At 72.4% G+C, this 26,229-nt stretch carries 21 protein-coding genes, 2 pseudogenes and 1 riboswitch; of the genes and pseudogenes, 20 read left to right on the top strand and 3 right to left on the bottom strand.

Annotated features, from left to right (window positions below; genetic code table 11):
* Positions 1-114 precede the first annotated feature (114 nt).
* The gene (gene gcvT / locus ABT247_RS16190; protein ID WP_350743241.1) at positions 115-1,236 is read right to left on the bottom strand and encodes a glycine cleavage system aminomethyltransferase GcvT; all 1,122 of its coding nucleotides are present in this window, start codon (positions 1,234-1,236) and stop codon (positions 115-117) included.
* Positions 1,237-1,467: 231 nt separating this feature from the next.
* Positions 1,468-1,572, bottom strand: a riboswitch (glycine riboswitch).
* Positions 1,573-1,790: 218 nt separating this feature from the next.
* Between gcvT and ABT247_RS16185 the strand changes: the two genes are divergently transcribed.
* The 8 genes from ABT247_RS16185 (at position 1,791) to ABT247_RS16150 (ending at position 11,060) form a co-directional block, all read left to right on the top strand.
* Positions 1,791-2,585 carry an enhanced serine sensitivity protein SseB C-terminal domain-containing protein gene (locus ABT247_RS16185; protein ID WP_350743239.1) on the top strand — a complete coding sequence of 265 codons (795 nt, stop codon included), beginning with the start codon at positions 1,791-1,793 and terminating at the stop codon, positions 2,583-2,585.
* 116 nt (positions 2,586-2,701) lie between these two features.
* Positions 2,702-3,631, top strand: a complete 930-nt coding sequence (locus ABT247_RS16180) for an enhanced serine sensitivity protein SseB C-terminal domain-containing protein (protein WP_350743237.1) — start codon at positions 2,702-2,704, stop codon at positions 3,629-3,631.
* A gap of 454 nt (positions 3,632-4,085) precedes the next feature.
* Positions 4,086-5,075, top strand: a complete 990-nt coding sequence (locus ABT247_RS16175; RefSeq protein WP_350743235.1) for an ABC transporter permease — start codon at positions 4,086-4,088, stop codon at positions 5,073-5,075.
* A gap of 54 nt (positions 5,076-5,129) precedes the next feature.
* A complete protein-coding gene (locus ABT247_RS16170) occupies positions 5,130-6,905 on the top strand; it encodes an ABC transporter substrate-binding protein (RefSeq protein ID WP_350743233.1) in 1,776 nt (591 codons plus the stop codon).
* A gap of 97 nt (positions 6,906-7,002) precedes the next feature.
* Positions 7,003-8,013: an ABC transporter permease gene (locus tag ABT247_RS16165; RefSeq protein WP_350743231.1), complete on the top strand. Its 1,011-nt coding sequence runs from the start codon at positions 7,003-7,005 to the stop codon at positions 8,011-8,013.
* Complete coding sequence (locus ABT247_RS16160) at positions 8,010-9,080, top strand: ABC transporter ATP-binding protein (protein ID WP_350743229.1); 1,071 nt, start codon at positions 8,010-8,012, stop codon at positions 9,078-9,080. Before ABT247_RS16165 ends, ABT247_RS16160 begins: the two co-directional genes overlap by 4 nt.
* A 34-nt stretch (positions 9,081-9,114) precedes the next feature.
* Positions 9,115-10,161, top strand: coding sequence for an ABC transporter ATP-binding protein (locus ABT247_RS16155; protein WP_350743227.1), 1,047 nt, complete (start codon positions 9,115-9,117; stop codon positions 10,159-10,161).
* Between the two features lie 239 nt (positions 10,162-10,400).
* Complete coding sequence (locus ABT247_RS16150; RefSeq protein WP_350743225.1) at positions 10,401-11,060, top strand: trimeric intracellular cation channel family protein; 660 nt, start codon at positions 10,401-10,403, stop codon at positions 11,058-11,060.
* On the opposite strand, the gene ABT247_RS16145 is transcribed toward ABT247_RS16150, so the two are convergent.
* Positions 10,966-11,742, bottom strand: coding sequence for an IclR family transcriptional regulator (locus tag ABT247_RS16145; RefSeq protein ID WP_350743223.1), 777 nt, complete (start codon positions 11,740-11,742; stop codon positions 10,966-10,968). The two genes, ABT247_RS16150 and ABT247_RS16145, sit on opposite strands and share 95 nt — an antisense overlap.
* Positions 11,743-11,910: 168 nt before the next feature.
* Here ABT247_RS16145 and ABT247_RS16140 point away from each other — a divergent pair, with 168 nt between their 5' ends.
* The 12 genes and pseudogenes from ABT247_RS16140 to gatB all read left to right on the top strand — a co-directional run bounded on the left by ABT247_RS16140 (position 11,911) and on the right by gatB (position 25,709).
* Positions 11,911-13,092 carry a cysteine desulfurase family protein gene (locus ABT247_RS16140; protein ID WP_350743221.1) on the top strand — a complete coding sequence of 394 codons (1,182 nt, stop codon included), beginning with the start codon at positions 11,911-11,913 and terminating at the stop codon, positions 13,090-13,092.
* A gap of 71 nt (positions 13,093-13,163) precedes the next feature.
* Complete coding sequence (gene mnmA, locus ABT247_RS16135) at positions 13,164-14,300, top strand: tRNA 2-thiouridine(34) synthase MnmA (protein WP_350743219.1); 1,137 nt, start codon at positions 13,164-13,166, stop codon at positions 14,298-14,300.
* A 130-nt stretch (positions 14,301-14,430) separates the two neighbouring features.
* Positions 14,431-14,988: a Uma2 family endonuclease gene (locus tag ABT247_RS16130; protein WP_350743217.1), complete on the top strand. Its 558-nt coding sequence runs from the start codon at positions 14,431-14,433 to the stop codon at positions 14,986-14,988.
* A 146-nt stretch (positions 14,989-15,134) separates the two neighbouring features.
* On the top strand, positions 15,135-15,659 hold the full coding sequence (locus ABT247_RS16125) for an LOG family protein (protein ID WP_350743215.1): 525 nt from the start codon (positions 15,135-15,137) through the stop codon (positions 15,657-15,659).
* A 13-nt stretch (positions 15,660-15,672) separates the two neighbouring features.
* The gene (locus ABT247_RS16120; RefSeq protein ID WP_350743213.1) at positions 15,673-16,362 is read left to right on the top strand and encodes an SDR family oxidoreductase; all 690 of its coding nucleotides are present in this window, start codon (positions 15,673-15,675) and stop codon (positions 16,360-16,362) included.
* A 35-nt stretch (positions 16,363-16,397) separates the two neighbouring features.
* Positions 16,398-17,408, top strand: a complete 1,011-nt coding sequence (locus ABT247_RS16115) for a methionine synthase (protein WP_350743211.1) — start codon at positions 16,398-16,400, stop codon at positions 17,406-17,408.
* A gap of 19 nt (positions 17,409-17,427) precedes the next feature.
* Positions 17,428-19,716 carry an NAD-dependent DNA ligase LigA gene (ligA, locus tag ABT247_RS16110; RefSeq protein ID WP_350743209.1) on the top strand — a complete coding sequence of 763 codons (2,289 nt, stop codon included), beginning with the start codon at positions 17,428-17,430 and terminating at the stop codon, positions 19,714-19,716.
* Between the two features lie 385 nt (positions 19,717-20,101).
* Positions 20,102-21,586 (top strand): annotated as a pseudogene (locus ABT247_RS16105) (putative bifunctional diguanylate cyclase/phosphodiesterase); the annotation flags it as partial.
* Between the two features lie 457 nt (positions 21,587-22,043).
* Positions 22,044-22,340 carry an Asp-tRNA(Asn)/Glu-tRNA(Gln) amidotransferase subunit GatC gene (gatC, locus tag ABT247_RS16100; RefSeq protein ID WP_030057414.1) on the top strand — a complete coding sequence of 99 codons (297 nt, stop codon included), beginning with the start codon at positions 22,044-22,046 and terminating at the stop codon, positions 22,338-22,340.
* 5 nt (positions 22,341-22,345) lie between these two features.
* A complete protein-coding gene (gene gatA, locus ABT247_RS16095; RefSeq protein WP_350743204.1) occupies positions 22,346-23,854 on the top strand; it encodes an Asp-tRNA(Asn)/Glu-tRNA(Gln) amidotransferase subunit GatA in 1,509 nt (502 codons plus the stop codon).
* Positions 23,851-24,111, top strand: a complete 261-nt coding sequence (locus ABT247_RS16090; protein ID WP_350743202.1) for a hypothetical protein — start codon at positions 23,851-23,853, stop codon at positions 24,109-24,111. Before gatA ends, ABT247_RS16090 begins: the two co-directional genes overlap by 4 nt.
* An 86-nt stretch (positions 24,112-24,197) precedes the next feature.
* On the top strand, positions 24,198-25,709 hold the full coding sequence (gatB, locus tag ABT247_RS16085) for an Asp-tRNA(Asn)/Glu-tRNA(Gln) amidotransferase subunit GatB (protein WP_350743200.1): 1,512 nt from the start codon (positions 24,198-24,200) through the stop codon (positions 25,707-25,709).
* Between the two features lie 426 nt (positions 25,710-26,135).
* Here gatB and ABT247_RS16080 read toward each other — a convergent pair.
* A pseudogene (locus tag ABT247_RS16080) lies at positions 26,136-26,229 on the bottom strand (FABP family protein); the annotation flags it as partial.

Below are 26,229 nucleotides of genomic sequence, written 5' to 3'. Positions count from 1 at the left end.
TCTCCAGGTTGGGAAGCGGGTACGACGAAGCGGGCCGCCAGGCGGACGGCTCCGACGTGCGGGTATGGGGGAAGGACGGGGCCGGCCGGGCCCGCGGGCCCGGCCGGGGCGGGCTCAGCGGGCGCGCTTGTAGAACGGCAGCGCCACGACCTGGACCGGCTCGTGCTTGCCGCGCACGTCCACCGCGACGGTGGTGCCGGGGGCGGCGTGGGCGGCGTCGACGTAGGCCATCGCGATCGGCTTGCCCAGGGTCGGGGACGGCGCGCCCGAGGTGATCCGGCCGATCGGATCGCCCTCGGTGGAGACCACGGTGTACTCGGCGCGGGGCACCCGCTTGCCCTCGGAGACCAGGCCGACCAGCACCTTCGGCGGGTTGGCCTCGGCCGCGGCGGCCGCCTGCTCCAGCGCCTTGCGGCCGACGAAGGCGCCGTCGTTGGTCGTCTTGTCGAAGCGGACGACCCGGCCCAGGCCCGCGTCGAAGGGGGTGAGGTCGGTGGACAGCTCGTGCCCGTACAGCGGCATGCCCGCCTCCAGGCGCAGGGTGTCGCGGCAGGACAGCCCGCACGGCACCAGGCCGCGGCCCTCGCCGGCGGCGGTCAGCGCCTGCCAGACGTCCTCGGCGTCGCCCGGGTGGCAGAAGATCTCGAAGCCGTCCTCGCCGGTGTAGCCGGTGCGGGCCAGCAGCACGTCGCGGTCGGCGACCCGGGCCGGGAGGATCGCGTAGTACTTCAGGCCGGGCAGGTCGGCGTCCGTGGTTCCGGCCAGGATCGCGGTGGACTCCGGGCCCTGGACGGCGATCAGGGCGTAGGTGTCGCGGTCGTCGGTGACGACGGCGTCGAAGCCCTTGGCGCGGGCGATCAGCTCGTCCAGGACCAGCTGGGCGTTGGAGGCGTTGGCGACGACCAGGAAGGCGTCCTCGCGCAGCCGGTAGACGATCAGGTCGTCCAGGATGCCGCCGTCCTCGGCGCAGATCATCGTGTAGCGGGCGCGCAGCACGCCCAGCGCGGAGACGAAGCCGACCAGCGCGTGGTCCAGCATCTCGCCGGCCTGCGGGCCGGTGACGGTGATCTCGCCCATGTGCGAGAGGTCGAACAGACCGGCCTTGGTGCGGACGGCGAGGTGCTCCTCGCGCTCGCTGCCGTAGCGCAGCGGCATGTCCCAGCCGGCGAAGTCGGTCATGGTCGCGCCGAGGGCGCGGTGCAGCGCGTCGAGCGCGGTCAGGCGGAGGGACGACATGGCCAGGAACTCCTCGGTCGGGGCACTCAGGGGTGCACGCGCCGGGACGGGACCCGCTCGGGGACCGACCCTGCGCGCGGGCATGCGGCGGCGTGGGTCTCCCCATCTGTCGTCGAACCTGAGAGCTTCACCGCCCACCTGCCCGCAGCTGTTTCCAGCATCCAGGACAGCATGGCGGCTTGCACCGTGGGTGGGCGCGCGACAGGGCCGGGCGCCGCTTTCCAGATGTGCCTAACCCGTGCGGTAAGGGGGCCTGAGAGATTCCGGGGAGGACTTGCTCCTTCGGCGCCGGCCGTACCGCCTGGGCGGCACTCCGGACTCTCCCGCGCGGGTTCGAGCGGCCGGTGTGGAGTTGTGGGGGCCCGCGGCGCATGCCGTCGGACGCGCACATCATGGCACGTCCACGGGCGCGGGGGGAGGGGGGCCCGGTCACACCGCCCGAAGTCGAACCCGTGCCCGACCGGCGCCCGACCGGCGTCCCACCGGGCCCCTAGACTTCTGCGCGTCGGCGCAGCAGTGGGCGGCCGACCGGCACGAGGGCGGATCGGCGGCGCATGGAGTACCCGGTGGAGCAGCAGCAGGGGTGGGGCGGCCCGGAGGCGGCGCCGCCGGGCGGCGCCTGGCCGGCCAACGAGCTGGAGCAGGTGCTGACGGCCGCGCTGGGCGACCCCGGCGCGACGCCGCGGGTGATCGAGGTACTGGCCCGCAGCCAGGTGTGGATCCCGCTGCCGGCCGGCGGCGATCCGGCCGGGCAGTCGCTGGACCTGCCGACCGTCGAACTGGCCGGGGACCCGTACGTGCCGGTGTTCTCCTCGCAGGAGGTGTTCCTGCAGCAGGCGCCGGGGATGGCCTTCGCGATCGCGCCGGCCTGGGAGTTCGCCCGCGGACTGCCGCTGGGCGTGGGCATCGCGGTCAATCCCGAGGCCGCGGTGGGCATCCCGGTGCCGCCGCAGGGCGTGGCGGAGCTGCGCCGCGGGCCGCGGGAGGACCGCTGGGACCAGCCGGAGGCGCCGACCGGCGGCCGGGTGGCGCTGCGCGAGCCGGTGCCGGGCGAGGACCCGGAGCACTTCCTGGCCGCCTGCCGGGCCGAACTGTCGGCGCTGCCGGGGGTGCTGACCGCGCGCCGGGCGCTGGCCAGCATCGAGGGCGAGCCGACCGTGATGTTCGTGGGCGTCCAGTTGGATCCGGCCGCCCCGGCCGACCCGGGCGCGGTGAACGAGGCGCTCGGCCGGGCGCTGGGAACCGCGCCGCTGCCGGGCGGCGTCCACCTCGTGCTGCTCGACCTCGCCGACGACCCGGTGGTCGAGTGGCTGCTCACCCGGGTACTGCCTTTCCATACGCGGATGTGAGCGGGGATCGTTCGTGAGCACGTCGCCGTGGCGGTGGCCGGTGCCGCGCCATAGGGTGCGTGCAGGCGGCTGACGGGCCGGCTGGGTTGAGGAAAGAGGCGCGGCGAGGTGGGCGCATGAGTGCGGGAGCGGGAACGGGCGGTGGGCCGGGCCCCTGGGGCCAGGCGCCGGCCGGGCGCCCGGCGGATCCGGGCGCGTTGGAGCGCGCCCTGCGCGACGTCGCGCCGGAGCGTTACGACGCGTACGAGCGGCTGCTGCACGCGCTCGCCGACGGCCAGGTCTGGATGCTGCTCTGGCACGGCACGCCGGGCAGCCCGGACGCGCAGTACGGGAACATGGAGATCAGCGGCCACGGCTACGCCCCGGCCGTGACCTCGCTCGAGCAGCTGACGGCCTCCGGCTGGGCCCGGGCCCACGAGGTCATCTCCGGGCGGGAGATCGCCGCCTCGCTGTACCGCACCCGCTGGGGCCTGTGGCTCAACCCGCACGCCCCCGGCGGCGGGGTCGGCGTGCCGTGGGCGGACCTGCGGCGGATCGCCGCGGGTCTGGACCGGCTGCCGGCCGGCCCCCTGAAGCTGAGCGAGCCGCAGGTGAACGCCCAGCAGTTCTTCGCGCTGCTGGAGCGGCAGGCCGGCGAGGTGCGCGCGGTGCGGGCGCTGCGCCGGGCCTGGGTGCAGCCCGCGGTGGGGGAGCCGTACCTGGCGATCGGCCTGGACCTCTACGAGAGTTCGCCGCCGGCCGTGGAGGCGGTGCGGGCGCTGATGCAGCGGGCGATCGCGGTGGCGCCCGAGGGGCTCGCGGTGTCCACCGTGGCGATGGCCGACGAGTACGACCCGGTGGCGCTGTGGATGCGCGCCAACGCCCGGCCGTTCTTCGACCGGGAGGCGGGGCGCCCGCTGACCGGCCCGTACCCGCCGGTGCCGTACCCGGCGCAGTCGCTGCCGGGGCAGCCGGCGCCGGGGTGGTCCTACGGCCCGCAGCCGAACGCGCCGGGCTGGGGGCAGCCGCAGGGGCCGCGGTCGTGGCCCGGATACCCGGGCCGCTGACAAACCCGGGGCCAAACGCATATTCACCAAGCCGACCTGATTCGCCATCAGGTCGGCTTCGGTGCTTTCCGGACGAATTTCCCGTTCCCGAAGTCCGCCCATCTTGACATGGCTGTTACAGCCGTGTGAAGAGGGATATGCCGAAGACCGGGGAGGTGCATGCGCGCAGATCACAGTTGGGCATCTGTCGCTTGTCAGGGCTGGCGCAAGCCAGTTCGCATGACAGAGAGTTCTGCGCAACGCATCGCGCGTACTGGAAACCCCACAAAGGTGAGCGCGCACGCCGACAGCTCGACCACGCGACGCCCATCCCGCGTGGTGGCAGTGCCTGTGCACGACGCACTGCCGCGCGCACCGCTCCTCCTAAGCACCTCCGCACGTCCGCAGCCGCACCGCCGAAGCCGGCGCCCGGCACCCGTGGGCCGGCCACCGTCGGCGAGGGGACCAACTGACCATGACCGCATCCGTGACCACCGCCGGGAACGAACCGGAGGCGCCAGCCACCGCGAGCCCGGCCAAGACGATCGAGGGCCGTTCCCTCGGTCGGATCGCCTGGACCCGCTTCAAGCGGGACAAGGCCGCCGTCGCCGGCGGCATCGTGGTGATCCTGCTGATCCTGCTCGCCGTGCTGTCCGGGCCGATCGAGGCCCTGTTCGGGCTCGACCCCGACCAGCCGAACACGGACCTGCTGGACGCCGACCTCGGCGGCCTGCCGCTCGGGGACTGGGGCGGGATGAGCGGGGACCACCTGCTCGGCATCGACCCCCTGCAGGGCCGCGACCTGCTCGCCCGCGTGGTCGACGGCTCGTGGGTCTCCCTGCTGGTCGCCTTCGGCGCGACCGTGCTGTCCAACACCCTCGGCACCGTGCTCGGCGTGATGGCCGGTTACTACGGCGGCTGGGTGGACACCCTGATCAGCCGGTTGATGGACGTCTTCCTGGCGTTCCCGCTGCTGCTCTTCGCCATCGCGATCTCCGCCTCGCTCCAGGGCGGCGCGTTCGGCCTGCACGGCCTCCCGCTGCACATCATGGTGCTGATCTTCGTGATCGGCTTCTTCAACTGGCCCTACATGGGCCGGATCGTGCGCGGACAGACCCTTTCGCTGCGCGAGCGGGAGTTCGTCCACGCCGCCCGCAGCCTCGGCGCCCGCGGCCCGTTCATCCTGTTCAAGGAGCTGCTGCCGAACCTGGTCGGCCCGATCCTGGTCTACTCGACCCTGCTGATCCCGACCAACATCCTCTTCGAGGCCGGCCTGAGCTTCCTCGGCGTCGGCATCCAGCCCCCGCAGTCCTCCTGGGGCGGCATGCTCGCCGACGCGAAGAACTACTACCAGGTGGACCCCCAGTACATGGTGGTCCCCGGCCTGGCGATCTTCATCACCGTGCTCGCGTTCAACCTGCTCGGCGACGGGCTGCGTGACGCCCTCGATCCCAAGAGCAACTGACCCAGCGTCAGGGCGCCTTTCCTCCTCCACATCCTCAAGGGGTTGATCTCACCCATGCGTAGGTCCCGTACCGTCGCGCTGACCGCCGCGGCCGCCGCCGTGGTCCTGGTCGTCACCGGCTGCTCGTCCAGCTCCAAGAGCGGCGACGCCAAGTCCTCCTCGGCAAGCTCCAACGACTCGAGCGGCGGCGCCGACGCGGCCACCAAGCAGATCGTCAACGCCTCGGACAAGAAGGGCGGGACGGTCACCTACGAGATGAAGGGCACCCCGGACTCCCTCGACCCGGGCAACACCTACTACGCGTACATCTACAACTTCTCGCGCCTGTACGGGCGTCCGCTGACCACCTTCAACCCGGCGGCCGGCGCGGACGGCAACAAGCTCGTCCCGGACCTCGCCGAGTCGCTGGGCCAGCCCAGCGCGGACGGCCTGACCTGGACCTACAAGCTGCGCGCGGGCCTGAAGTACGACGACGGCACCCCGATCACCTCCAAGGACGTCAAGTACGCCGTGGAGCGCTCGAACTTCGCGCCCGAGGTGAACTCGAACGGCCCGACCTACTTCCACGACCTGCTGGTCGACAACCCGACGCCGTACCAGGGCCCGTACAAGGACAAGACCGGCGACCTGAAGTCGATCGAGACGCCGGACGACACCACGATCGTCTTCCACCTCCAGCACCCCTTCGCCGACTTCGACTACCTGGTCAGCGCCCCGCAGACGGTGCCGGTCCCGCAGGCCAAGGACACCGGTGCCGACTACGTGAAGCACGTCGTGGCCTCGGGCGCCTACAAGTTCGAGTCCTACGAGGACGGCAAGCAGGCCGTCCTGGTGCCGAACACCAACTGGGACAAGAGCACCGACCCGATCCGCAAGCAGCTCGCGGACAAGATCGTGCTCAAGATGAACATCGACCAGGCCACCATCGACAAGGACCTGCTGGCCGGCAACGCCCAGGTCGACCTGGTCGGCGGCGGCGTCGACCCGCAGACCCAGGCGCAGATCCTGCGCGACCCGAAGCTCAAGGCCAAGACCGACAACGCCTACGGCGGCCGCCTGGTCTACATGGCGATCAACACCAAGGTCGCGCCGTTCGACAACGTCGACTGCCGCAAGGCCGTCCAGTACGCGATCGACAAGGTCGCCGTGCAGACCGCGCTCGGCGGCCCGATCCGCGGCCAGGTGGCCAACACCGTCCTCCCGCCGGACATCCCGGGCCACCAGGACTTCAACCTGTACGAGACCAAGGACAACAAGGGCGACCAGGCCAAGGCCAAGGACGCGCTGAAGGCCTGCGGCAAGGACGGCGGCTTCACCACCGTCCTGTCCGCCCGCACCGAGCGCGCCACCGAGGTCGCCGCGGCCACCCAGATCCAGGCCCAGCTGAAGAACATCGGCATCAACGTCGAGATCCAGCAGTACCCGCAGGGCAAGTACCTGACGGACTCGGCCGGTGCGCCGCAGTTCACCCAGGACCACAACATCGGTCTGATGATGATGCAGTGGGGCGCCGACTGGCCGACCGGCTACGGCTTCCTGCAGCAGATCGTCGACGGCCGGGCGATCAAGGCGTCCGGCAACAGCAACCTGGCCCAGCTGAACGACCCGGCCGTCAACAAGCTGCTCGACGACGCCGCGGTCAACCCGGACCGGGCCGCCCGCGAGAAGATCTACGGCGACATCGACAAGAAGGTCATGGAGTCCGCGGTCTACGTCCCGCTCACCGACTTCAAGGTCTTCCTGTACCGCCCGGACAGCGCCACCAACCTCGGGTCCAACCCGGCCTGGTCGGGGGAGTACGACTACCTGAACATCGGCACCACCAAGTAAGAGCCTGGCTCCGCATCCCTGAAGGCAGGTGAAGGCAGCGGCGGCCGCCGCCGTCCGGCAGACCCCGGACGGCGGCGGCCGCCGGAGCCGCCCAACTGTGTTTGCCTACATCATCCGCAGGATCCTCGCGGCCGCGGTGCTGCTGCTGGTCGTCAGCGCGGTCACCTTCGCGATCTTCTTCCTGCTCCCGCGCTTCGCCGGCGAGACCACCGACCAGCTGGCCGCGCAGTACATCGGGAAGAACCCGTCGCCCGAGGCGATCGCGGCGGTCAAACAGAACCTCGGCTTCGACCAGCCGCTGTACACCCAGTACTGGAACTTCCTCAAGGGCCTGGTCAGCGGCGCCGAGTACAAGTTCGGGCCGGAACCGGCCACCTGCCACGTGCCCTGCTTCGGCTACTCCTTCAAGAACCACCTGGAGGTCTGGCCGGAGATGACCAGCCGGATCCCGGTCACCATCTCGCTCGCCATCGGCGCGGCGGTGCTCTGGCTGGTCTCCGGCGTCACCACCGGCGTGATCTCCGCGCTCAAGCCGCGCTCGATCTTCGACCGGCTCTCCATGGGCGTCGCGCTGGCCGGCGTCTCGCTGCCGGTCTTCTTCACCGGCGCCCTGCTGCTGACGGTCTTCAGCTACGAGTGGCCGATCCTGGACAACCTCGAGTACGTCGACTTCACCTCCGACCCGCTGATGTGGGCCCGCAACCTGATCCTGCCGTGGATCTCGCTGGCCTTCCTCTACTCCGCGCTCTACGCCCGGCTCACCCGCGCCGGGATGCTGGAGACGATGAGCGAGGACTACATCCGCACCGCCCGGGCCAAGGGCCTGGTCGAGCGGAAGGTGGTCGTCAAGCACGGGCTGCGCTCCGCGCTCACCCCCATCGTCACCATCTTCGGCATGGACCTCGGGCTGCTGCTCGGCGGTGCGCTGATCACCGAGCAGGTCTTCTCGCTCAAGGGCGTCGGCCAGTTCGCCGTCCAGGCGATCTCCGACAACGACCTGCCCAAGGTCCTCGGCGTCACCCTGCTGGCCGCCTTCTTCATCGTCGTCTGCAACCTCGTGGTCGACCTCCTGTACGCCCTCGTCGACCCCCGCGTGAGGCTCTCGTGACCGAGCTCCAGAAGACCCCGGCGGACGCCGCGTCGCCCCCGTCGGGCGAGCCGTTCCTCTCCGTCCGCGACCTGAGGATCCACTTCGACACCGACGACGGCCTGGTCCGCTCGGTGGACGGCGTCAGCTTCGACGTGCACAAGGGGCGCACCCTGGGCATCGTCGGCGAGTCCGGCTCCGGCAAGTCCGTCACCTCGCTGGGCATCATGGGCCTGCACCGCTCCAAGCGGGCCCGGATCACCGGCGAGATCCGGCTGGGCGGCGAGGAGCTGATCGCCGCCGGACCGGACCGGGTGCGCCAACTGCGCGGCCGCGAGATGGCGATGATCTTCCAGGACCCGCTGACCGCGATGCACCCCTACTACACGGTGGGGCAGCAGATCGTCGAGGCGTACCGGGTGCACCACCCCCAGGCCTCCAAGAAGCAGGCCCGGACCCGCGCGATCGAGATGCTCGACCGGGTCGGCATCCCGCAGCCCGACCGCCGGGTGGACGACTACCCGCACCAGTTCTCCGGCGGCATGCGCCAGCGCGCGATGATCGCCATGGCCCTGGTCAACGACCCCTCGCTGCTGATCGCCGACGAGCCCACCACCGCCCTGGACGTCACCGTCCAGGCGCAGATCCTGGACCTCATCCGCGACCTCCAGGACGAGTTCGGGTCCGCCGTCATCATCATCACCCACGACCTCGGAGTGGTCGCCGAGCTGGCCGACGACATCCTGGTGATGTACGGCGGCAAGTGCGTCGAGCGCGGCCCGGCCGAGACCCTCTTCGACGCGCCCGAACACCCCTACACCTGGGGCCTGCTGGGATCGATGCCGCGCCTGGACCGGGAGCTGCAGGAGCGGCTCGTCCCGGTCCGGGGCACCCCGCCGAGCCTGATCAACGTGCCGTCCGGCTGCGCCTTCCACCCGCGCTGCCCGTACGCCCAGCTGACCGGCGGACGCTCCACCGACGAGGTCCCGGTGCTGGCCGAGGCCGCGCCCGGCCACTTCGCGGCCTGCCACCTGCCGGCCGACGAGCGGCACCGCATCTTCGCCGAAGAGATCGCGCCCCGGCTGTGAGCCCGGCCTCGTACCACCTTTCTGGAGAGAACCGATGACGGACACTCAGGCGGCCGCGATCCCCGCGCCTGCGCCTGCCCCCGAGCGCGAGCCGCTGCTGAAGGTGACCGGCCTGACCCGGCACTTCCCGATCCGCGGTGGACTGCTGCGGCGCCAGACCGGCGCGGTGCGGGCCGTCGACGGCATCGACTTCACGGTCAACGCCGGCGAGACGCTGGGCGTCGTCGGCGAGTCCGGCTGCGGAAAGTCGACCATGGGCCGGCTGGTCACCCGGCTCGACGAGCCCACCGGCGGGAAGATCGAGTTCGAGGGCACCGACATCACCCACCTGGGCGTCGGCGCGATGCGGCCGCTGCGCCGCGACATCCAGATGATCTTCCAGGACCCGTACTCCTCGCTGAACCCCAGGCACACCGTCGGCACCATCGTCAGCACGCCCTTCCGGCTCCAGGGCGTGGAGCCCGAGGGCGGGGTCAAGAAGGCCGTCCAGGACCTGCTGGAGCTGTGCGGGCTCAGCCCCGAGCACTACAACCGCTACCCGCACGAGTTCTCCGGCGGCCAGCGCCAGCGCATCGGCATCGCCCGGGCCCTCGCCCTGAGGCCCAAGATGATCGTCGCGGACGAGCCGGTCTCCGCGCTGGACGTGTCGATCCAGGCCCAGGTGGTCAACCTGCTGGACGACCTCCAGCAGGAGCTGGGCCTGACCTACCTGATCATCGCGCACGACCTCTCGGTGGTCCGGCACGTCTCCGACCGGGTGGCGGTGATGTACCTCGGCAAGATCGTGGAGATCGCCGACCGGGACTCGCTCTACCGCAGCCCGATGCACCCGTACACCAACGCCCTGATGTCGGCCGTCCCGGTACCGGACCCGCGCCGGCGCCAGCGGGCCGGCCGCGAGCGGATCCTGCTCAAGGGCGACGTGCCCTCGCCGATCAACCCGCCCAGCGGCTGCCGCTTCCGGACGCGCTGCTGGAAGGCCCAGGACGTGTGCGCCGCCCAGGAGCCGCCGCTGGCGGCGCTGAAGACGGGGCACCAGGTGGCGTGTCACTTCCCCGAGCGAAGCGAGGGGAACGACTAGCACAGCCCCGGGCGAAGCGAGGGGAACGACCATCGCAGCCCCGGGCGGAGCGTGGGGAACGACCAGCACAGCCCCGGGCGGAGCGAGGGGAACGACCATCGCAGCCCCGGGCCGGGCGAGGGGAACGACCAGCACAGCCCGGAGCGACGACCATCGCAGCCCCGGGCGGAGCGAGGGGAACGACCGGCTCCGCCCGACGCAGGCGGAGGGGAGGGTTCCGCACAGGTCATAGTTGTGTGGTGACCTCGCAGATCTTCCCCTCCGACGTGCAGCAGTCCCTCGACCTCGCCGGCATCTTCGTCTTCGCCCTCTCCGGCGGCCTGCTCGCCGTCCGCAAGAACATGGACATCTTCGGGATCTGCGTACTGGCGGAGGCCACGGCGCTCGGCGGCGGGGTGATCCGCGACCTGGTGATCGGGGCGACCCCGGTGGCCGCGTTCAGCAACTTCGGCTACTTCGTGACGCCGCTCGCGGCCGGCCTGGTGGTGTTCTTCCTGCACCCCCAGGTCGAGCGGATCAACCGTGCGGTGCAGACCCTGGACGCCCTCGGCCTCGGCCTGTTCTGCGTCACCGGCACCGCCAAGGCGCACGACTACGGGCTGGGCGCGGCCGCGGCCGTCGCACTCGGCATGGTGACCGCGGCCGGCGGCGGGGTGATCCGCGACGTGCTGGCCGGGGAGATCCCCTCCCTGCTGCGCTGGGACCGGGAGATCTACGCCGTCCCGGCCCTGGTCGGCGCCGCCCTGGTGGCCGTGCTGATCGGCGCCGACCGGCTCACCGGGGCCACCGGCACCGCCGCCGCGCTCACCGCCTTCGGGCTGCGGATGCTCGCGCTGAAGTACGGCTGGCGCGCCCCGCGGGCTTGGCACCGCAACGGTTCTCGCACCAGCGAGGAGTAGGCGAGCCGCCGCACGCGAGCGAGATCGCCTCGGCCGTGCAGAGCAGCTCCGGCACCATCCGGGCCAGCTCGGCCGGCCGCACCTGACTGGCCGGGGCGCTCAGCGCGCAGGCCGCGACCGTCCGCCCGCCGGTGCCCGCGACCGGCGCGGCCACGCAGGTCACCGGCTCCCGGTGCTCGGCGGACTCCGCCGCCCAGCCGCGCAGGCGCACCGCCGCGAGCTCGGGCGGCAGTTCCTCCTCGCGGGCGCCGTCCTCGGGCAGCCCGGCGAGCAGCACCCGGCCGACCGCCGTCCCGGTCACCGGCGCCCGGCGCCCGATCCGGGAGGGCCGGGCCGCCCTCGGCCCGGCCACCTCGTCCAGGTAGAGCACCTCGCCGTCGTGCAGCACGGCCAGTTGGACGGTGTAGCCGCAGCGCGCGTTGAGCGCGGCCAGGTAGGGCGCGGCCACCTGCCGGACGTCGAAGTCCTCCAGTGCCCGGTCGGCCAGTGAGAGCACCCGGCCGCCGAGCCGGTAGCGCAGGTCCGGCTGGCGCCGGACGAAGCCGTGCTCCTCCAGCGTGCGCAGCAGCCGCAGCGCGGTGGACTTGTGCACTCCGAGGCTGCCCGCGGCCTGCTCCAGCGAGAGCGGTCCCTCGCCGAGAGAGCCGAGCAGGGTCAGCGCGCGGTCGACCGACTGCGACATGACGCCCCCTGGAAACTCGCTCGAGAAGTGGCCGTCAGGCTAACCGCTGGGTGGCGCGGTGGTACAAACCAGTACCGGACTCCGCCGTCCGGCCGGGGCGCGCCCGGTGGCCGGATCGGTGCACCGAGCCGGGGCCCCGACCGGGTCGCCCTCTACAATCGGATGGTTATGCCATACCTGGACCATGCGGCGACCACGCCGATGCTGCCCGAGGCGATCGCCGCGATGACGGCGCACCTGGGGGTGGTCGGCAACGCCTCGTCCCTGCACGCGGCCGGCCGCCGGGCCCGCCGGGTGGTCGAGGAGGCCCGCGAGTCGCTGGCCGAGTCGCTGGGCGCCCGTCCGAGCGAGATCGTGCTCACCGGCGGTGGCACCGAGTCCGACAACCTGGCGGTCAAGGGCCTGTACTGGGCCCGCCGGGACGCCGACCCGGCCCGCACCCGGGTGCTCTGCAGCCCGGTCGAGCACCACGCGGTGCTGGACGCGGTGCACTGGCTCTCCGAGCACGAGGGCGCGTCGGTCGAGTACCTCCCGGTGGACGGGCACGGCCGGGTGCACCCCGCGGAGCTCCGCGCGGCGATCGAGCGCGATCCGGCGTCCGTGGCCCTGGTCACCGTGATGTGGGCCAACAACGAGGTCGGCACCGTCCAGCCGGTGCCCGAACTCGCCGCCGTGGCCGCCGAGTACGGCATCCCGATGCACGCCGACGCGGTGCAGGCGCTCGGTCAGGTCCCGGTCTCCTTCGCGGAGTCGGGGCTCACCGCGCTCACCGTCACCGGGCACAAGATCGGCGGACCGTTCGGCATCGGCGCGCTGCTGCTCTCCCGCGGCGCCGCGCCCGTCCCGCTGCTGCACGGCGGCGGCCAGGAGCGCGACGTGCGCTCCGGCACCCTGGACGCCCCCGCCGCCGCCGGCTTCGCGGCCGCCGCGGCGCTCGCCGTGGACCGGCGGGAGGAGCACGCGGCGGTGCTCGGCGGGCTGCGCGACGAGCTGGTGGCCTCCGTCCTGGCGGCCGTCCCGGACGCGGTGCTCAACGGCGACCCGTCGCCGGCGGGCAGGCTGCCCGCCAACGCCCACTTCTCCTTCCCCGGCTGCGAGGGCGACGCCCTGCTGATGCTGCTGGACGCCCAGGGCATCGAGTGCTCCACCGGCTCGGCCTGCTCGGCCGGCGTGCCCCAGCCCAGCCACGTGCTGCTCGCGATGGGCGTGGACCCGCTGCTGGCCCGCGCCTCGCTGCGGTTCTCGCTCGGGCACACCTCGGTGCGGGAGGACGTCGCGGCGCTGGCGGCGGCGATCGGGCCGGCGGTGCAGCGGGCCCGCAACGCGGGGCTGGCGACCGTACGGCGGTAGCGGCGGGGTGCGGCGGTGGAGTCCGTCCGGCGGGAGGGCATGTCCGGCGGCCCCGTACGCTTGTAGTCACCATGACTGACTTCCCGGGTGCCCCGACCACTCCCTCCACCGGCCGCCTGCGCGTGCTCGCGGCGATGTCCGGCGGAGTCGACTCCGCCGTCGCCGCCGCCCGCGCCGTGGAAGCGGGCCACGAGGTGACCGGCGTCCACCTGGCGCTGTCCGCGAACCCCCAGTCCTTCCGCACCGGCGCGCGCGGCTGCTGCACCATCGAGGACTCCCGGGACGCCTGGCGCGCCGCCGACGTGATCGGCATCCCCTTCTACGTCTGGGACCTCGCCGAGCGGTTCCGCGAGGACGTGATCGACGACTTCGTCGCCGAGTACGCGGCCGGGCGCACGCCCAACCCGTGCCTGCGCTGCAACGAGAAGATCAAGTTCGCCGCGCTGCTCGACAAGGCGGTCGCCCTCGGCTTCGACGCCGTCTGCACCGGCCACTACGCCCGGATCGTCGACCTGCCGTCCGGGGAGCGGGAGCTGCACCGGGCCGTGGACGCCGCCAAGGACCAGTCGTACGTCCTCGGCGTGCTCGACGCCGACCAGCTGGCCCACTCGCTCTTCCCGCTCGGTGACACCACCAAGGAGGAGATCCGCGCGGAGGCCGAGCGCCGGGGCCTCGCCGTCGCCAAGAAGCCGGACAGCCACGACATCTGCTTCATCGCCGACGGCGACACCCAGGGCTTCCTCGCGAAGCACCTCGGCACCGCGACCGGCGACATCCTCGACGTGGACGGCACCAAGCTCGGCGAGCACGACGGCGCGTACGGCTTCACCATCGGCCAGCGCAAGGGCCTGCGGATCGGCCGCCCGGCGGCCGACGGCAAGCCGCGCTACGTGCTCGACATCTCCCCGGTGAACAACACCGTGACGGTCGGCCCCGTCGAGGGCCTCGACGTCACCGCGCTCACCGCCATCCGCCCCCGCTGGTGCGGCACCGAGCCCCTCGCCGAGGGCCGCTACACCGCCCAGCTGCGCGCCCACGGCGAGGAGGTGCCCGTCTTCGCGTCGGTCGTGGACGGCGAACTGCGGGTCCGGCTGGACACCCCGGTCCGGGGCATCGCTCCCGGCCAGGCGGTGGTGCTCTACGACGGCACCCGGGTCGTCGGCTCCGCCACGATCGCCACGACGGAGCGCCCGGCCGTCACGGCGTAGGCGGCTGCCTGCGCTCCGCCGGGGCGACGCGGCCGGGGGCTCGGGTGAGGTCGGTCATAGTGGTGGAACCGTGCGGGGTCGACCCCGCCCCACGGCCGACGACAGCCCTGGACGCCATCCGGAGGGACGCATGACCTTCTACGAGCAGCACCGCGACTTCATCGAGGAGCTGGAGCGGATCGCCCCGGACGGAGTCCGGATCGAGTGGTCCGGAGACACGCTGATCATGCAGGCGTCGCCGTCCAACATCCACCAGCTCAACGTGGCCCAGGTGCGCCGGCAGTTCGAGCAGCACGCTCCGGACGGCTACCTTCCCAGCGAGCGGAGCGAGATCGTCAGCCCGGACGTCACCAAGGGGCGCGAGCCGGATCTGACGTACCTCCCGCTGGAGGCCCTCTCCCAGCCCGGCAACAAGGCCCCCGCCGAGGAAGCCCTGATCGCCGTGGAGATCGTCTCGCCGTCCAATCCGGGCAACGACTGGATGGACAAGCTGCGCGACTACGCCGTGATGCGGATCCCGCTGTACCTCATCGTGGATCCGCGTCAGCAGACGGTGGCGCTCTTCTCCGAGCCGGACCGGGACCGGTACCACACCCGCAGCGACCGGAAGTTCGGTGACACGATCACCATCCCGGCGCCCTTCGGCTTCGGCCTGGACCTGTCGAAGCTGGTGCCGTACCCGGACTGACGGTGGGCGGACGACGGGAGCCGGCGGCCGTCGGCCGGGTCCACGGCGGTGATCAGGTCGGATATCTCGAGAGGTCGCACGCCGAGCACCTCAGGGGGTGGCACCGGCGAGCGGCGGCGGGCGGACGTGATAGACCGGTCGGCATTATGAACATCTGCGTCTTCTGTTCCGCGTACTCGCTCGACGACCGCTACTCCGCCCCGGCCGCCGAGTTCGCCCGGCTGCTGGGCGAGGGCGGCCACACCCTGGTCTGGGGCGGCTCGAACGCCGGGCTGATGGGCCTGCTCGCCGACGAGGTGAGGGCGGCGGGCGGCAAGCTGGTCGGCATCATGGTCGAGATGCTGAAGCACAAGGGCTACGTCGGCGCCGACGAGCTCTTCATGGCCCTCGACCTGGCCGAGCGGAAGGCCGAGCTGGCCGCCCGCGCGGACGCGATCGTCGTGCTGGTGGGCGGCCTCGGCACCCTGGACGAGGTCACCGAGGTGCTGGAGCTCAAGAAGCACGGGATGTTCGAGAAGCCGGTGGTCGTCCTCGACACCGAGGGCTTCTACACGGGCCTGCGGACCCAGCTGGAGCGGATGGACGCCGAGGGGTTCCTGCCGCGGCCGCTCACCGAGCTGGTCACCTTCGCCGACACGCCCGCCGAGGTGTTCGAGCAGCTCAAGGCCTGAGAGGATCGGGGCCATGGCTGCACATCTGATCACCGGCGCCGGCTCGGGCATCGGCGCCGTCCTGGCCGGGCTGCTCGCCGAACGCGGGGACGAGCTCTGGCTGCTGGCCCGCGACGCCCGCCGCGCCGCGGAGCTGCGGGAGCGGTTCCCCGGTGCCCGCACCCTGGTCGGCGACCTCGGCGACCCCGGCAGGCTCTCCTGGGCCCTCGGGCACCAGCAACCGCCCGTCCGGCTGGACTCGCTGCTGCACGTCGCGGGCGTCGTCGAGCTGGGCACGGTCGGCGACCTCTCGGTCAAGGCGTGGCAGGAGACGCTCGCCGTCAACCTGACCGCGCCCGCCGAACTGACCCGGCTGCTGCTGCCCTCGCTCAGGCTCGCCAAGGGGCACGTCGTCTTCGTGAACTCCGGCGCCGGCCTCACCGCCCACGCCGAGTGGTCGGCGTACGCGGCCAGCAAGCACGGCCTCAAGGCGCTGGCCGACGCGCTGCGCCAGGAGGAGCACGCGAACGGCGTGCGGGTCACCTCGGTGTACCCGGGCCGCACCGCCACCGCGATGCAGGTCAAGGTGCACCAGCAGGAGGGCAGGGAGTACGACGCCGCCCGGTGGATCGAGCCGGAGTCCGTCGCCAGGGCGGTCCTCGCCGCCCTGGACGCCTCCCGGGACGCCGAGATCACCGACCTCACCGTCCGCCCCGGGCACTGACCGACCGGCGCGCGCCGCGCACTAGGCTCGGACGGGTGAGTACCGGACACCCCTTCCCCGACCTGCGCGGCGCCGCCACCGGCGTCGGCTCGCTGCCCGGCACCGACGCCCGGGAGGCCGCCAGGACCTCCACCGGGGCGCTGGAGCTGCTGCCGTTCCTGCCCGAACTCCCCGCGCGCGGCCCCGGCGCCGACATGATCGGCCGCAGCGCCGGGCTGCTGGTCGAGCTGTTCGCCCAGACCGAGCCGTCCGGCTGGCGGTTCACCGACCGCCCCGGCCGGGACACCCGGCGCGCCCGCTCCTGGCTCGGCGAGGACCTGGACGCCCTGGAGGAGTTCACCCAGGGCTACCGGGGCGCGCTCAAGGTGCAGGCCGTCGGGCCGTGGACGCTGGCGGCGGCCGTCGAGCTCAAGCACGGGGAGAAGGCGCTCTCCGACCACGGCGCCTGCCGGGACATCGCCGACTCGCTCACCGAGGGCCTGCGCCGCCACATGGCCGAGGTCCGCAAACGCGTCCCCGGCGCGGAGGTCGTCCTGCAGCTGGACGAGCCCTCGCTGCCCGCCGTCCTCGCGGGCCGGGTGCGGACCGCGAGCGGCTTCCAGCGGCTGCGCGCCGTGGACCGGCAGGTCGCCGAGGAGGTGCTGCGGGAGCTGATCCGCGGCCTGGACGCGCCCGTGGTGGTGCACAGCTGCGCCCCGGACGTGCCCGTCCCGCTGCTGCGCCGGGCCGGAGCCGCCGGCATCTCGCTGGACCTCTCGCTGCTCACCGAGCGCCAGGACGACGACCTCGGCGAGGCGGTCGAGGGCGGCACGGTGATCCTCGCCGGTGTCGTCCCCGCCACCGACCAGGAGGTGTCGGACCCGGCCGGTAGTGTCCAGGGTGTCAGGATCTTGTGGCGCAGGCTCGGGTTCGCCCCGGAGCTGCTGGGCCGCCGCGTGCTGGTGACGCCGACCTGCGGGCTCGCCGGGGCCTCCCCGGCGTACGCGCGCAAGGCGCTGTCGCTGGCGGCGAAGGCGGCACGGAGCCTGGTGGACGACCCGGAATGAGAGCGTAGGAGGGCTTGCGGTGACGGCTGTCGAGGGCTGGGAGGACGTCCCGGCGGAGGTGCGCAGGCGGCACGCCGAGCTGGCGCAGGAGATCACCGACCACCGGGCCCGGTACTACGAGCAGGACGCGCCGGTCATCAGCGACGCGGAGTTCGACGCCCTGATGCGCGAGCTGGAGGCGCTCGAGGCCGAGCACCCGGCCCTGGTCACCCCCGACTCGCCCAGCCAGAAGGTCGGCGGCGCCGCCACCGGGCTGTTCGCCGAGGTGGAGCACCGGGAGCGGCTGCTCAGCCTCGACAACGCGATGGACGACGACGAACTCGCCGCCTGGGCCGAGCGGGTCGCCACCGAGCTGCACGGCATCGACTACCACTACCTGTGCGAGCTCAAGGTGGACGGCCTGGCCGTCAACCTCACCTACGAGAACGGCCAGTTGGTCCAGGCGGCGACGCGCGGCGACGGCCGGGTCGGCGAGGACATCACCGCCAACATCCGCACCATCAAGGAGATCCCGCACCGGCTCAAGGGCGACAACATCCCCGAGCTGGTCGAGATCCGCGGCGAGGTCTACTTCCCGACGGAGGCCTTCGAAGCGCTCAACGCCTCGTTCGTGGCGGAGAACGAGCGCCGCCGCCAGGAGAACGAGCAGCGGGCCGCGGAGGGCAAGCGGCCCCGGGCGATGATCCGGCTGTTCATGAACCCGCGCAACGCCGCCGCCGGTTCGCTGCGCCAGAAGGACCCGCACGTCACCGCCTCCCGTCCGCTGCACATGGTGGTGCACGGCATCGGGGCCCGGGTGGGCTTCGACATCGACTGCCAGTCGCACGCGTACCGGCTGCTGCACGACTGGGGCCTGCCGACGGCCCGGCACAACAAGGTGGTCGGGACGCTCGACGAGGTGCGGGCCTTCATCAAGCACTTCGGCGAGCAGCGGCACTCCGTCGAGCACGAGATCGACGGCGTCGTGGTCAAGGTGGACGAGATCGCCCTGCAGGGCCGGCTGGGCACCACCTCCAAGTCGCCGCGCTGGGCGATCGCCTGGAAGTACCCGCCGGAGGAGGTCACCGGCAAGCTGGCCGAGATCAAGGTCGGCATCGGCCGCACCGGCCGGGCCACGCCGTACGCGGTGCTGGCCGAGCCGGTGAAGGTGGCCGGCTCGATGGTGCAGTACGCGACGCTGCACAACCAGGAGGTCGTCAAGGCCAAGGGGGTGCTGCTCGGCGACACCGTGGTGCTGCGCAAGGCCGGCGACGTGATCCCGGAGATCCTCGGCCCGGTGGAGGACCTGCGGGACGGCAGCGAGCAGGCCTTCGTGATGCCCTCGCACTGCCCGGAGTGCGGCAGCGAGCTGCGCCCGATGGCCGAGGGGGACATCGACCTGCGCTGCCCGAACGCACAGCACTGCCCGGCCCAGATCCGGGAGCGGATCGCCTTCCTCGGCGGCCGGTCCTGCCTGGACATCGAGGGCCTCGGGTACGTCGCGGCCACCGCGCTGACCCAGCCGCTGCCGCCGGTGGAGCCGCCGGTGCGCAACGAGGGCGACATCTTCGGGCTGACGGAGGAGCAGCTGCTGCCGATCAAGGTGCTGGTGCGCGACCAGAAGACCGGCATGCCCAAGCTGGACGACGTCACCGGCGAGGAGAAGGAGGTGTTCTTCTTCGCCACCACCACGGGGGCGGCGAAGAAGAACACCGGAGTCCTGCTGGAGAACCTCGCCAACGCCAAGGAGCGCCCGCTGTGGCGCTACCTCAACGGGCTGTCCATCCGGCACGTCGGCCCGGTGGCCGCCCAGGTGCTGGCCCGGGAGTTCCGCGACCTGGACCGGATCTTCTCGGCCACCGAGGAGGAGCTGGCCGCCGCCGAGGGCGTCGGCCCGACCATCGCCCGCTCGATCGCGGAGTGGTACCAGGTCGACTGGCACCGGGAGATCCTGGAGAAGTGGCGGGCCGCCGGTGTCCGCTTCACCGAGGAGTTCGCGGACGAGGAGGGGGCGGAGCGCCCGCTGGAGGGCCTCACCGTCGTGGTGACCGGCACGCTGGCCGGGCACACCCGGGACGGCGCCAAGGAGGCGCTGACCTCGCGCGGAGCGAAGGTGACCGGTTCGGTTTCGAAGAAGACCGACTTCGTGGTCGCCGGTGACAACCCTGGGTCCAAGTACGACAAGGCCGTTCAGCTGGGGCTGCCGATCCTGGACGACGCCGGCTTCGCCGTGCTGCTCTCCGACGGACCGTCGGCCGCCCGGGCCCACCTGGGTCTTCCGGAGCCCGAGCAGGCCGCCGAGCCCCAGGAGGCGCCCGCCGAGGGCTGATGCGGGGCCGCCCCGAGCAACCGGTGTCCCGGACCGTGTTGTTATCGTCCTGATGCTGCGTCATCGGGTGCCGTTCAGTGAAAGCGGGCATTGTGTCACTGTGCGGCTCCCGGGAGCGGTAACGCGTTTCCGGTTGTCCGAAAGTCTGCCCACCGGGTGGACCCCGGCATACCCTGGAGCGCAACAGAGTGTCAGCAGGGGTGGGGGCACCGGCTGAGCCGGGGCTCCTCGGGGTCGCTCCATGCCCGACAGCTGTCGGTACCGGCACGGTGCCTCACCGTAAGGCGGCCTGACGGGGCGGGCCCGACGGAGGACAGGGCTTATGGATCGTACGACCGGTGGCGCGCCCACACGCCCGCCGCAGGGGGTGGCGGGTGCGGTCCTGCTGCTCGGCGTGCTGCTGGCCGGTGCGGCGCCGCTCATCCCGCTGGCCGTCCTGGTCTACCGGTACGAACCCGAGCTGCTGCCGCTGTTCGCGGTGCCGCTGGCGGTGCTGGTGGCCGCCTGGCGGATCGCCCGGGACCGCGCCCGCGACCAGCTGACGGACCCCCTGACGGACCTGCCCAACCGTCAGGCCCTGCTGCTGGCCGCGCAGGAGGCGATCGTCGAACGGGAGGACGGCTACAGCGTCGGTCTCATCCTGCTCGATCTCGATCGGTTCCGGTCGCTCAACGACACACTGGGACATACGGCCGGCGACCGGCTGCTGGTTCACATCGCCCGCCGGCTCCACCGCGCGCTGCGCTCCGGCGGCACCGCCGGCGCCACCCGGGAGTCCATCGACGACGTCTTCGTCGGCCTGCCCCGGCACTACCGGCGCGGCCGCCCGCTGGTGGCCCGGATGGGCGGCGACGAGTTCGCCGTCCTGCTGCCCGGCATCAACTGCCCGGACAGCCTGGAGCGCGTCGCCAAGGCGCTGATCGCCGAACTCGCCGCGCCGATCCGCCTGGACGGCCTGCTGCTCGTGCTGGAGGCGAGCGCCGGCGTCTGCGTCTACCCCCAGGACGCCCAGGACGCCGAGTCGCTGCTGCGCCGCGCCGACGTGGCGATGGGCCACGCCCAGCGGGAGTGCAGCGGCGTCGCCCAGTACGACGAGACCCAGGACGCCGACACCCCGTACCGGATCGGCCTGCTCGGGGACCTGCGCCGGGCCCTGGAGACCGGCGAGGTGCAGCTGCACTACCAGCCGAAGGTGGCCTTCGACGGCCGGGTGGTCGGCCTGGAGGCGCTGCTGCGCTGGGAGCGCCCCGGGCAGGGGAGGGTCTCACCGGACGAGTTCGTCGGGCTCGCCGAGTCCAGCGGCCTGATGCCCCGGCTCACCGACTACGTGCTGGAGGCCGCCGTCGGCCAGCTCGCCTACTGGCGCGACCAGGGGCTGCAGGTGCAGGTCGCGGTCAACGTCTCGCCGCGCGACGTGCTCAACCCCGGCTTCGCCCAGCGCGTCGCCGGGCACCTCGTCCGCCACCAGGTGCCGGCCCACGCGCTCCAGCTGGAGATCACCGAGCGGCTGCTGCTCGACGACTCCCGGCGCGCCGCCGACACCCTGGCCGAGCTGCGCGGCTACGGCGTCGGCATGTCCCTGGACGACTTCGGCACCGGCCACTCCTCGCTGGTGCGGCTGCGCAGCCTGCCGGTCGGCGAGCTGAAGATCGACCGCTCCTTCGTCTCCCGGATGGTCGCCGACGACCACGACGCGGCGGTGGTCCGCTGCTCGGTGGAGCTCGCCCACTCGCTGGGCCTGACCGTGGTCGCCGAGGGCGTCGAGGACGACGAGACCTGGGAGCGGCTGCACCGCATGGGCGTGGACGCCGTCCAGGGCTGGCTGGTGTCGGCGGCGCTGCCGGCCGAGCAGGCCACCGCCTGGCTGCGGGTGCACCGCACCACCTCGGCCCCGCCGGTGGAGCGCCTCGGCGCCCCGCCGCAGCTCCCGTCGGTCATCAAGCCGGTCGCCCAGCCGCTGGCCCAGCCCGCCGCCCAGCCCGCCACGCTGCCCCCGGTGCTGCCGCCGACGCTCCCGCCCGCGCTGCCGCCGACCCTGCGGGCCGTGCCGTGCAGCCAGCCGCTGCAGGCCGCGCAGCTGGAGGTCAACGCGCCCGGCGGCCCGGACTGGGCCCGCACCAGGCCCCAGTAGCGGCCCCGCGGGAGGCCGCGGTGCCCGGGGTGACCGGGGCCCGGGATCACTCGTTGGCCGGTGGCCGGGCCTGGCCCCATAGGATGGGGTCCAAAGACCATGAGGACGGAGCGCCGAACCCGGCTGCTCCTGCCCGGGCCCGGCACCGCCGCAGGCATCGCCGGGCCTCACCAGAACTCACCCTGAGGATCGCTGCATGCCTGGCATCACGCGCGAGGAGGTCGCCCACCTCGCCCGGCTGTCGCGTCTTGAGCTGAAGCCCGAAGAGCTGGACCACTTCGCCGAGCAGCTCGACGTGATCATCGGCGCGGTCGCCCGCGTTTCCGAGGTCGCCGGACAGGACGTCCCGCCGACCTCCCACCCGCTGCCGCTGACCAACGTCATGCGCGCGGACGAGGTCCGGCCGTCGCTCACGCCGGAGCAGGCGCTGTCGGGCGCCCCCGCCGCCGAGGAGCAGCGTTTCCGTGTGCCGCAGATCCTCGGGGAGGACTGACCGAGATGACCGAGCAGAGCCCCACTTCGATCATCAAGTGGACCGCCGCCGAGACCGCCGCCGCCATCGCCGGGGGCGAGGTGTCCGCCGTCGAGGTCGCCCAGGCGCACCTGGACCGCATCGAGGCCGTCGACAAGAAGGTCAACGCCTTCCTGCACGTCGACACCGAGGGCGCGCTGAACGCCGCCCGGGCCGTCGACGAGAAGCGCGCCAAGGGCGCGGAGCTGGGCCCGCTGGCCGGTGTCCCGCTCGCGCTGAAGGACGTCTTCACCACCAAGGGCATCCCGACCACGTGCGGGTCGAAGATGCTCGAGGGCTGGATCCCGCCGTACGACGCCACGCTGACCACGCGTCTCAAGGACGCCGGCGTCGTCATCCTCGGCAAGACCAACATGGACGAGTTCGCGATGGGCTCCTCCACCGAGAACTCCGCCTACGGCCCGACCGGCAACCCGTGGGACCTCACCCGCATCCCCGGCGGCTCCGGCGGCGGTTCGGCCGCCGCGCTGGCCGCCTTCGAGGCCCCGCTGGCGATCGGCACCGACACCGGCGGCTCGATCCGCCAGCCGGGCGCCGTCACCGGCACCGTCGGCGTCAAGCCCACCTACGGCTCGGTGTCCCGCTACGGCCTGGTCGCCTTCTCCAGCAGCCTGGACCAGGGCGGCCCGTGCGCCCGCACCGTGCTGGACGCGGCCCTGCTGCACGAGGCCATCGCCGGGCACGACCCGCTGGACTCCACCTCGATCGACGCGCCCGTCCCGGCCGTCGTCGAGGCCGCCAAGCTGCGCGACGTGCGCGGCATGCGGATCGGCGTGGTCAAGGAGTTCGCCGGCGAGGGCTACCAGGCCGGCGTGATGCAGCGCTTCGACGAGTCGGTGGAGCTGCTGCGCGAGCTGGGCGCCGAGGTCGTCGAGGTCTCCTGCCCGTCCTTCACCCTGGCGCTGCCGGCGTACTACCTGATCGCGCCGTCGGAGTGCTCCTCCAACCTGGCCCGCTTCGACGCCATGCGCTACGGCCTGCGGGTCGGCGACGACGGCACCCGTTCGGCCGAGGAGGTCACCGCGCTGACCCGCGAGGCCGGCTTCGGCGACGAGGTCAAGCGCCGCATCATCCTGGGCACCTACGCCCTGTCCTCGGGCTACTACGACGCCTACTACGGCTCGGCCCAGAAGGTCCGCACGCTGATCTCGCGCGACTTCGACGCCGCCTTCGCCGGGGTGGACGTGCTGGTCTCGCCGACCACGCCGACCACCGCCTTCCCGATCGGCGAGCGCGCCGACGACCCGATGGCGATGTACCTGGCCGACCTGTGCACGATTCCGTCGAACCTGGCGGGCAACGCGGCCATGTCGCTGCCGGTCGGCCTGGCGCCGGAGGACAATCTCCCGGTCGGCCTGCAGATCATCGCACCCGCGATGGCGGACGACCGCCTGTACCGCGTGGGCGGCGCCGTCGAGGCCGCACTCAACGACAAGTGGGGGCACACCCTGCTGGAGGAGGTACCGGCACTGTGAGCAAGATCGAGAAGGCCAAGGCCCAGTCCGCTTCGCTGAAGGGCTGGAAGCACAGCAAGCCCGGCCTCTGGCTGTCCATCGGCACGAGCGCCTTCGGCGCGGTCTCCATCGTCAAGGACGCCCGGAAGGCCCGCGAGGAGAACGACACCCTCAAGCTGGTCAACGCCCTGGTCGGCGCCGCCGCGCTGATCACCGGCACCGCCCTGCTGGTGCGGGAGCTGCGCCGGCTGGGCTCCGACGACGTGCTGCTGGGCTGAGCCGAGCCGAGTGCCCCGGCCCGGCCCCGCGCGACGCGGCGGCCGGGCCCGTACCTCCCGAGTCTTCAGAATTGAGAAGGGACGCTGTGAGCGTCATGAACCTGGTCTCCTACGAGGACGCTCTCGCGTCGTACGACCCGGTGATGGGCCTTGAGGTCCACGTCGAGCTCGGTACCAAGACCAAGATGTTCTGCGGTTGCTCGACCGAGCTGGGCGCCGAGCCGAACAGCCAGACCTGCCCGACCTGCCTGGGCCTGCCGGGCTCCCTGCCGGTGGTCAACGCGGTGGGCGTGGAGTCGGCGGTCAAGATCGGCCTGGCGCTGAACTGCGAGATCGCCGAGTGGTGCCGGTTCGCGCGGAAGAACTACTTCTACCCGGACATGCCCAAGAACTTCCAGACCTCGCAGTACGACGAGCCGATCGCCTTCAACGGCTACCTCGACGTGCAGCTGGAGGACGGCTCGACCTTCCGGGTGGAGATCGAGCGCGCCCACATGGAGGAGGACACCGGCAAGTCCAGCCACGTCGGTGGCGCGACCGGCCGCATCCACGGCGCCACCCACTCGCTGCTCGACTACAACCGGGCCGGCATCCCGCTGATCGAGATCGTCACCAAGCCGATCACCGGCGCCGGTGAGCGCGCCCCCGAGGTCGCCAAGGCGTACGTCGCCGAGCTGCGCGAGGTCATCCGCTCGCTGGGCGTCTCCGAGGCCCGGATGGACAAGGGCCAGATGCGCTGCGACGTCAACCTGTCGCTGCGCCCGAACGGCACCGAGACCTTCGGCACCCGCTCGGAGACCAAGAACGTCAACTCGCTGCGCAGCGTCGAGCGGGCCGCCCGGTACGAGATCCGGCGGCACGCGACGGTGCTCTCCGACGGCGGCAGCATCGTCCAGGAGACCCGCCACTTCCACGAGGACGACGGCACCACCACCTCGGGCCGGATCAAGGACAACGCCGAGGACTACCGCTACTTCCCCGAGCCGGACCTGGTGCCGGTGGCCCCCGCCCGCGAGTGGGTCGAGGAGCTGCGCGCCGCCCTGCCGGAGCTGCCCCGGGTGCGCCGGGCCCGGCTGCAGGCCGAGTGGGGCCTGTCCGACAAGGACATGCAGGCGGTGCTCAACGCCGGTGCGGTGGAGCCGATCCAGGAGACCATCGCGGCCGGTGCCCCGGCCGACCAGGCCCGCAAGTGGTGGATGGGCGAGTTGGCCCGCCGCGCCAACGAGACCGGCACCGAGCTGACCGAGCAGCCGATCACCCCGGCGCAGGTCGCCCGGGTCGCCGCGCTGGTCGGCGAGGGCAAGCTGAACGACAAGCTGGCCCGCCAGGTCATCGAGGGCGTGCTGGCCGGCGAGGGCGAGCCGGACGAGGTCGTGGAGAAGCGCGGGCTGGCCGTGGTCTCGGACGACTCCGCGCTCGGCGCGGCCGTCGACCAGGCCATCGCCGAGAACGAGGCGATCGCGGCCAAGATCCGCGACGGCAAGGTCCAGGCGGTGGGCGCGCTGGTCGGCGCGGTCATGAAGGCCACCCGCGGGCAGGCGGACGCCGCCCGCGTGAAGGACCTGATCCTGGAGCGGCTCGGCGTGGAAGGGCAGTAGTCCCGGCCCGCCCGGAGCGGCGGGGCTCCGGCTGAGGCTCCGCCTAGGCCGTGCGCCCTGCGTTCCTAAGGGAACTAAGGCATCTAAGGCCCTCTAAGTAAGGTCTAAGGCCCGGTCTCACCTCCGTATAGGGGTGAGGCCGGGCCTCAAACCTTTCTCCGGGCCTGATCTAAGGCATCCGGGCCCCCGAAGATCGGGCACGCTCCCGATGCGGCACCCCCGTCTGGGAGAGGAAGCTCTTACCCGACAGCGAAACGCAGTGACCGCACAGGGGGAACCGAAGTGATCGAGTACGAGATCATCCAGCAGCAGGCCCACGAGCTCGAGGCCCGCGCCGAGCACGAGCGCCTGGTGCGCGAGGCCAAGCTGGCGAGCCGTTGGCGCCGCCGTCCGGTCGCCGCCCGCTTCCAGCGGCGCCCCGTGCGTGTACGGGCGCAGCGGCACGTTCGGGGCGGCCTTCTCGCCGACCCAGAGCAGCTCGCCGTTCACGAAGCCGTACAGCCGCTTGCCGCCGGAGTAC

Origin of the sequence: Kitasatospora sp. NPDC001539 (genome assembly GCF_040298565.1) — a bacterium.
GTDB lineage: Bacteria > Actinomycetota > Actinomycetes > Streptomycetales > Streptomycetaceae > Kitasatospora.
This window is presented reverse-complemented; position numbering and strand designations above follow the sequence as displayed.

What these genes read in the sequence shown, in the direction of transcription:
- gatC (WP_030057414.1), top strand. Translation starts at nt 22,044, where the DNA reads ATGCCTGGCATCACGCGCGAGGAGGTCGCCCACCTCGCCCGGCTGTCG.
- ABT247_RS16140 (WP_350743221.1), top strand. Translation starts at nt 11,911, where the DNA reads ATGCCATACCTGGACCATGCGGCGACCACGCCGATGCTGCCCGAGGCG.
- ABT247_RS16175 (WP_350743235.1), top strand. Translation starts at nt 4,086, where the DNA reads ATGACCGCATCCGTGACCACCGCCGGGAACGAACCGGAGGCGCCAGCC.
- mnmA (WP_350743219.1), top strand. Translation starts at nt 13,164, where the DNA reads ATGACTGACTTCCCGGGTGCCCCGACCACTCCCTCCACCGGCCGCCTG.
- gcvT (WP_350743241.1), bottom strand. Translation starts at nt 1,236, where the DNA reads ATGTCGTCCCTCCGCCTGACCGCGCTCGACGCGCTGCACCGCGCCCTC.
- ABT247_RS16155 (WP_350743227.1), top strand. Translation starts at nt 9,115, where the DNA reads ATGACGGACACTCAGGCGGCCGCGATCCCCGCGCCTGCGCCTGCCCCC.
- gatA (WP_350743204.1), top strand. Translation starts at nt 22,346, where the DNA reads ATGACCGAGCAGAGCCCCACTTCGATCATCAAGTGGACCGCCGCCGAG.
- ABT247_RS16185 (WP_350743239.1), top strand. Translation starts at nt 1,791, where the DNA reads ATGGAGTACCCGGTGGAGCAGCAGCAGGGGTGGGGCGGCCCGGAGGCG.
- ABT247_RS16130 (WP_350743217.1), top strand. Translation starts at nt 14,431, where the DNA reads ATGACCTTCTACGAGCAGCACCGCGACTTCATCGAGGAGCTGGAGCGG.
- ABT247_RS16120 (WP_350743213.1), top strand. Translation starts at nt 15,673, where the DNA reads ATGGCTGCACATCTGATCACCGGCGCCGGCTCGGGCATCGGCGCCGTC.
- ABT247_RS16180 (WP_350743237.1), top strand. Translation starts at nt 2,702, where the DNA reads ATGAGTGCGGGAGCGGGAACGGGCGGTGGGCCGGGCCCCTGGGGCCAG.
- ABT247_RS16170 (WP_350743233.1), top strand. Translation starts at nt 5,130, where the DNA reads ATGCGTAGGTCCCGTACCGTCGCGCTGACCGCCGCGGCCGCCGCCGTG.
- ABT247_RS16145 (WP_350743223.1), bottom strand. Translation starts at nt 11,742, where the DNA reads ATGTCGCAGTCGGTCGACCGCGCGCTGACCCTGCTCGGCTCTCTCGGC.
- ABT247_RS16125 (WP_350743215.1), top strand. Translation starts at nt 15,135, where the DNA reads ATGAACATCTGCGTCTTCTGTTCCGCGTACTCGCTCGACGACCGCTAC.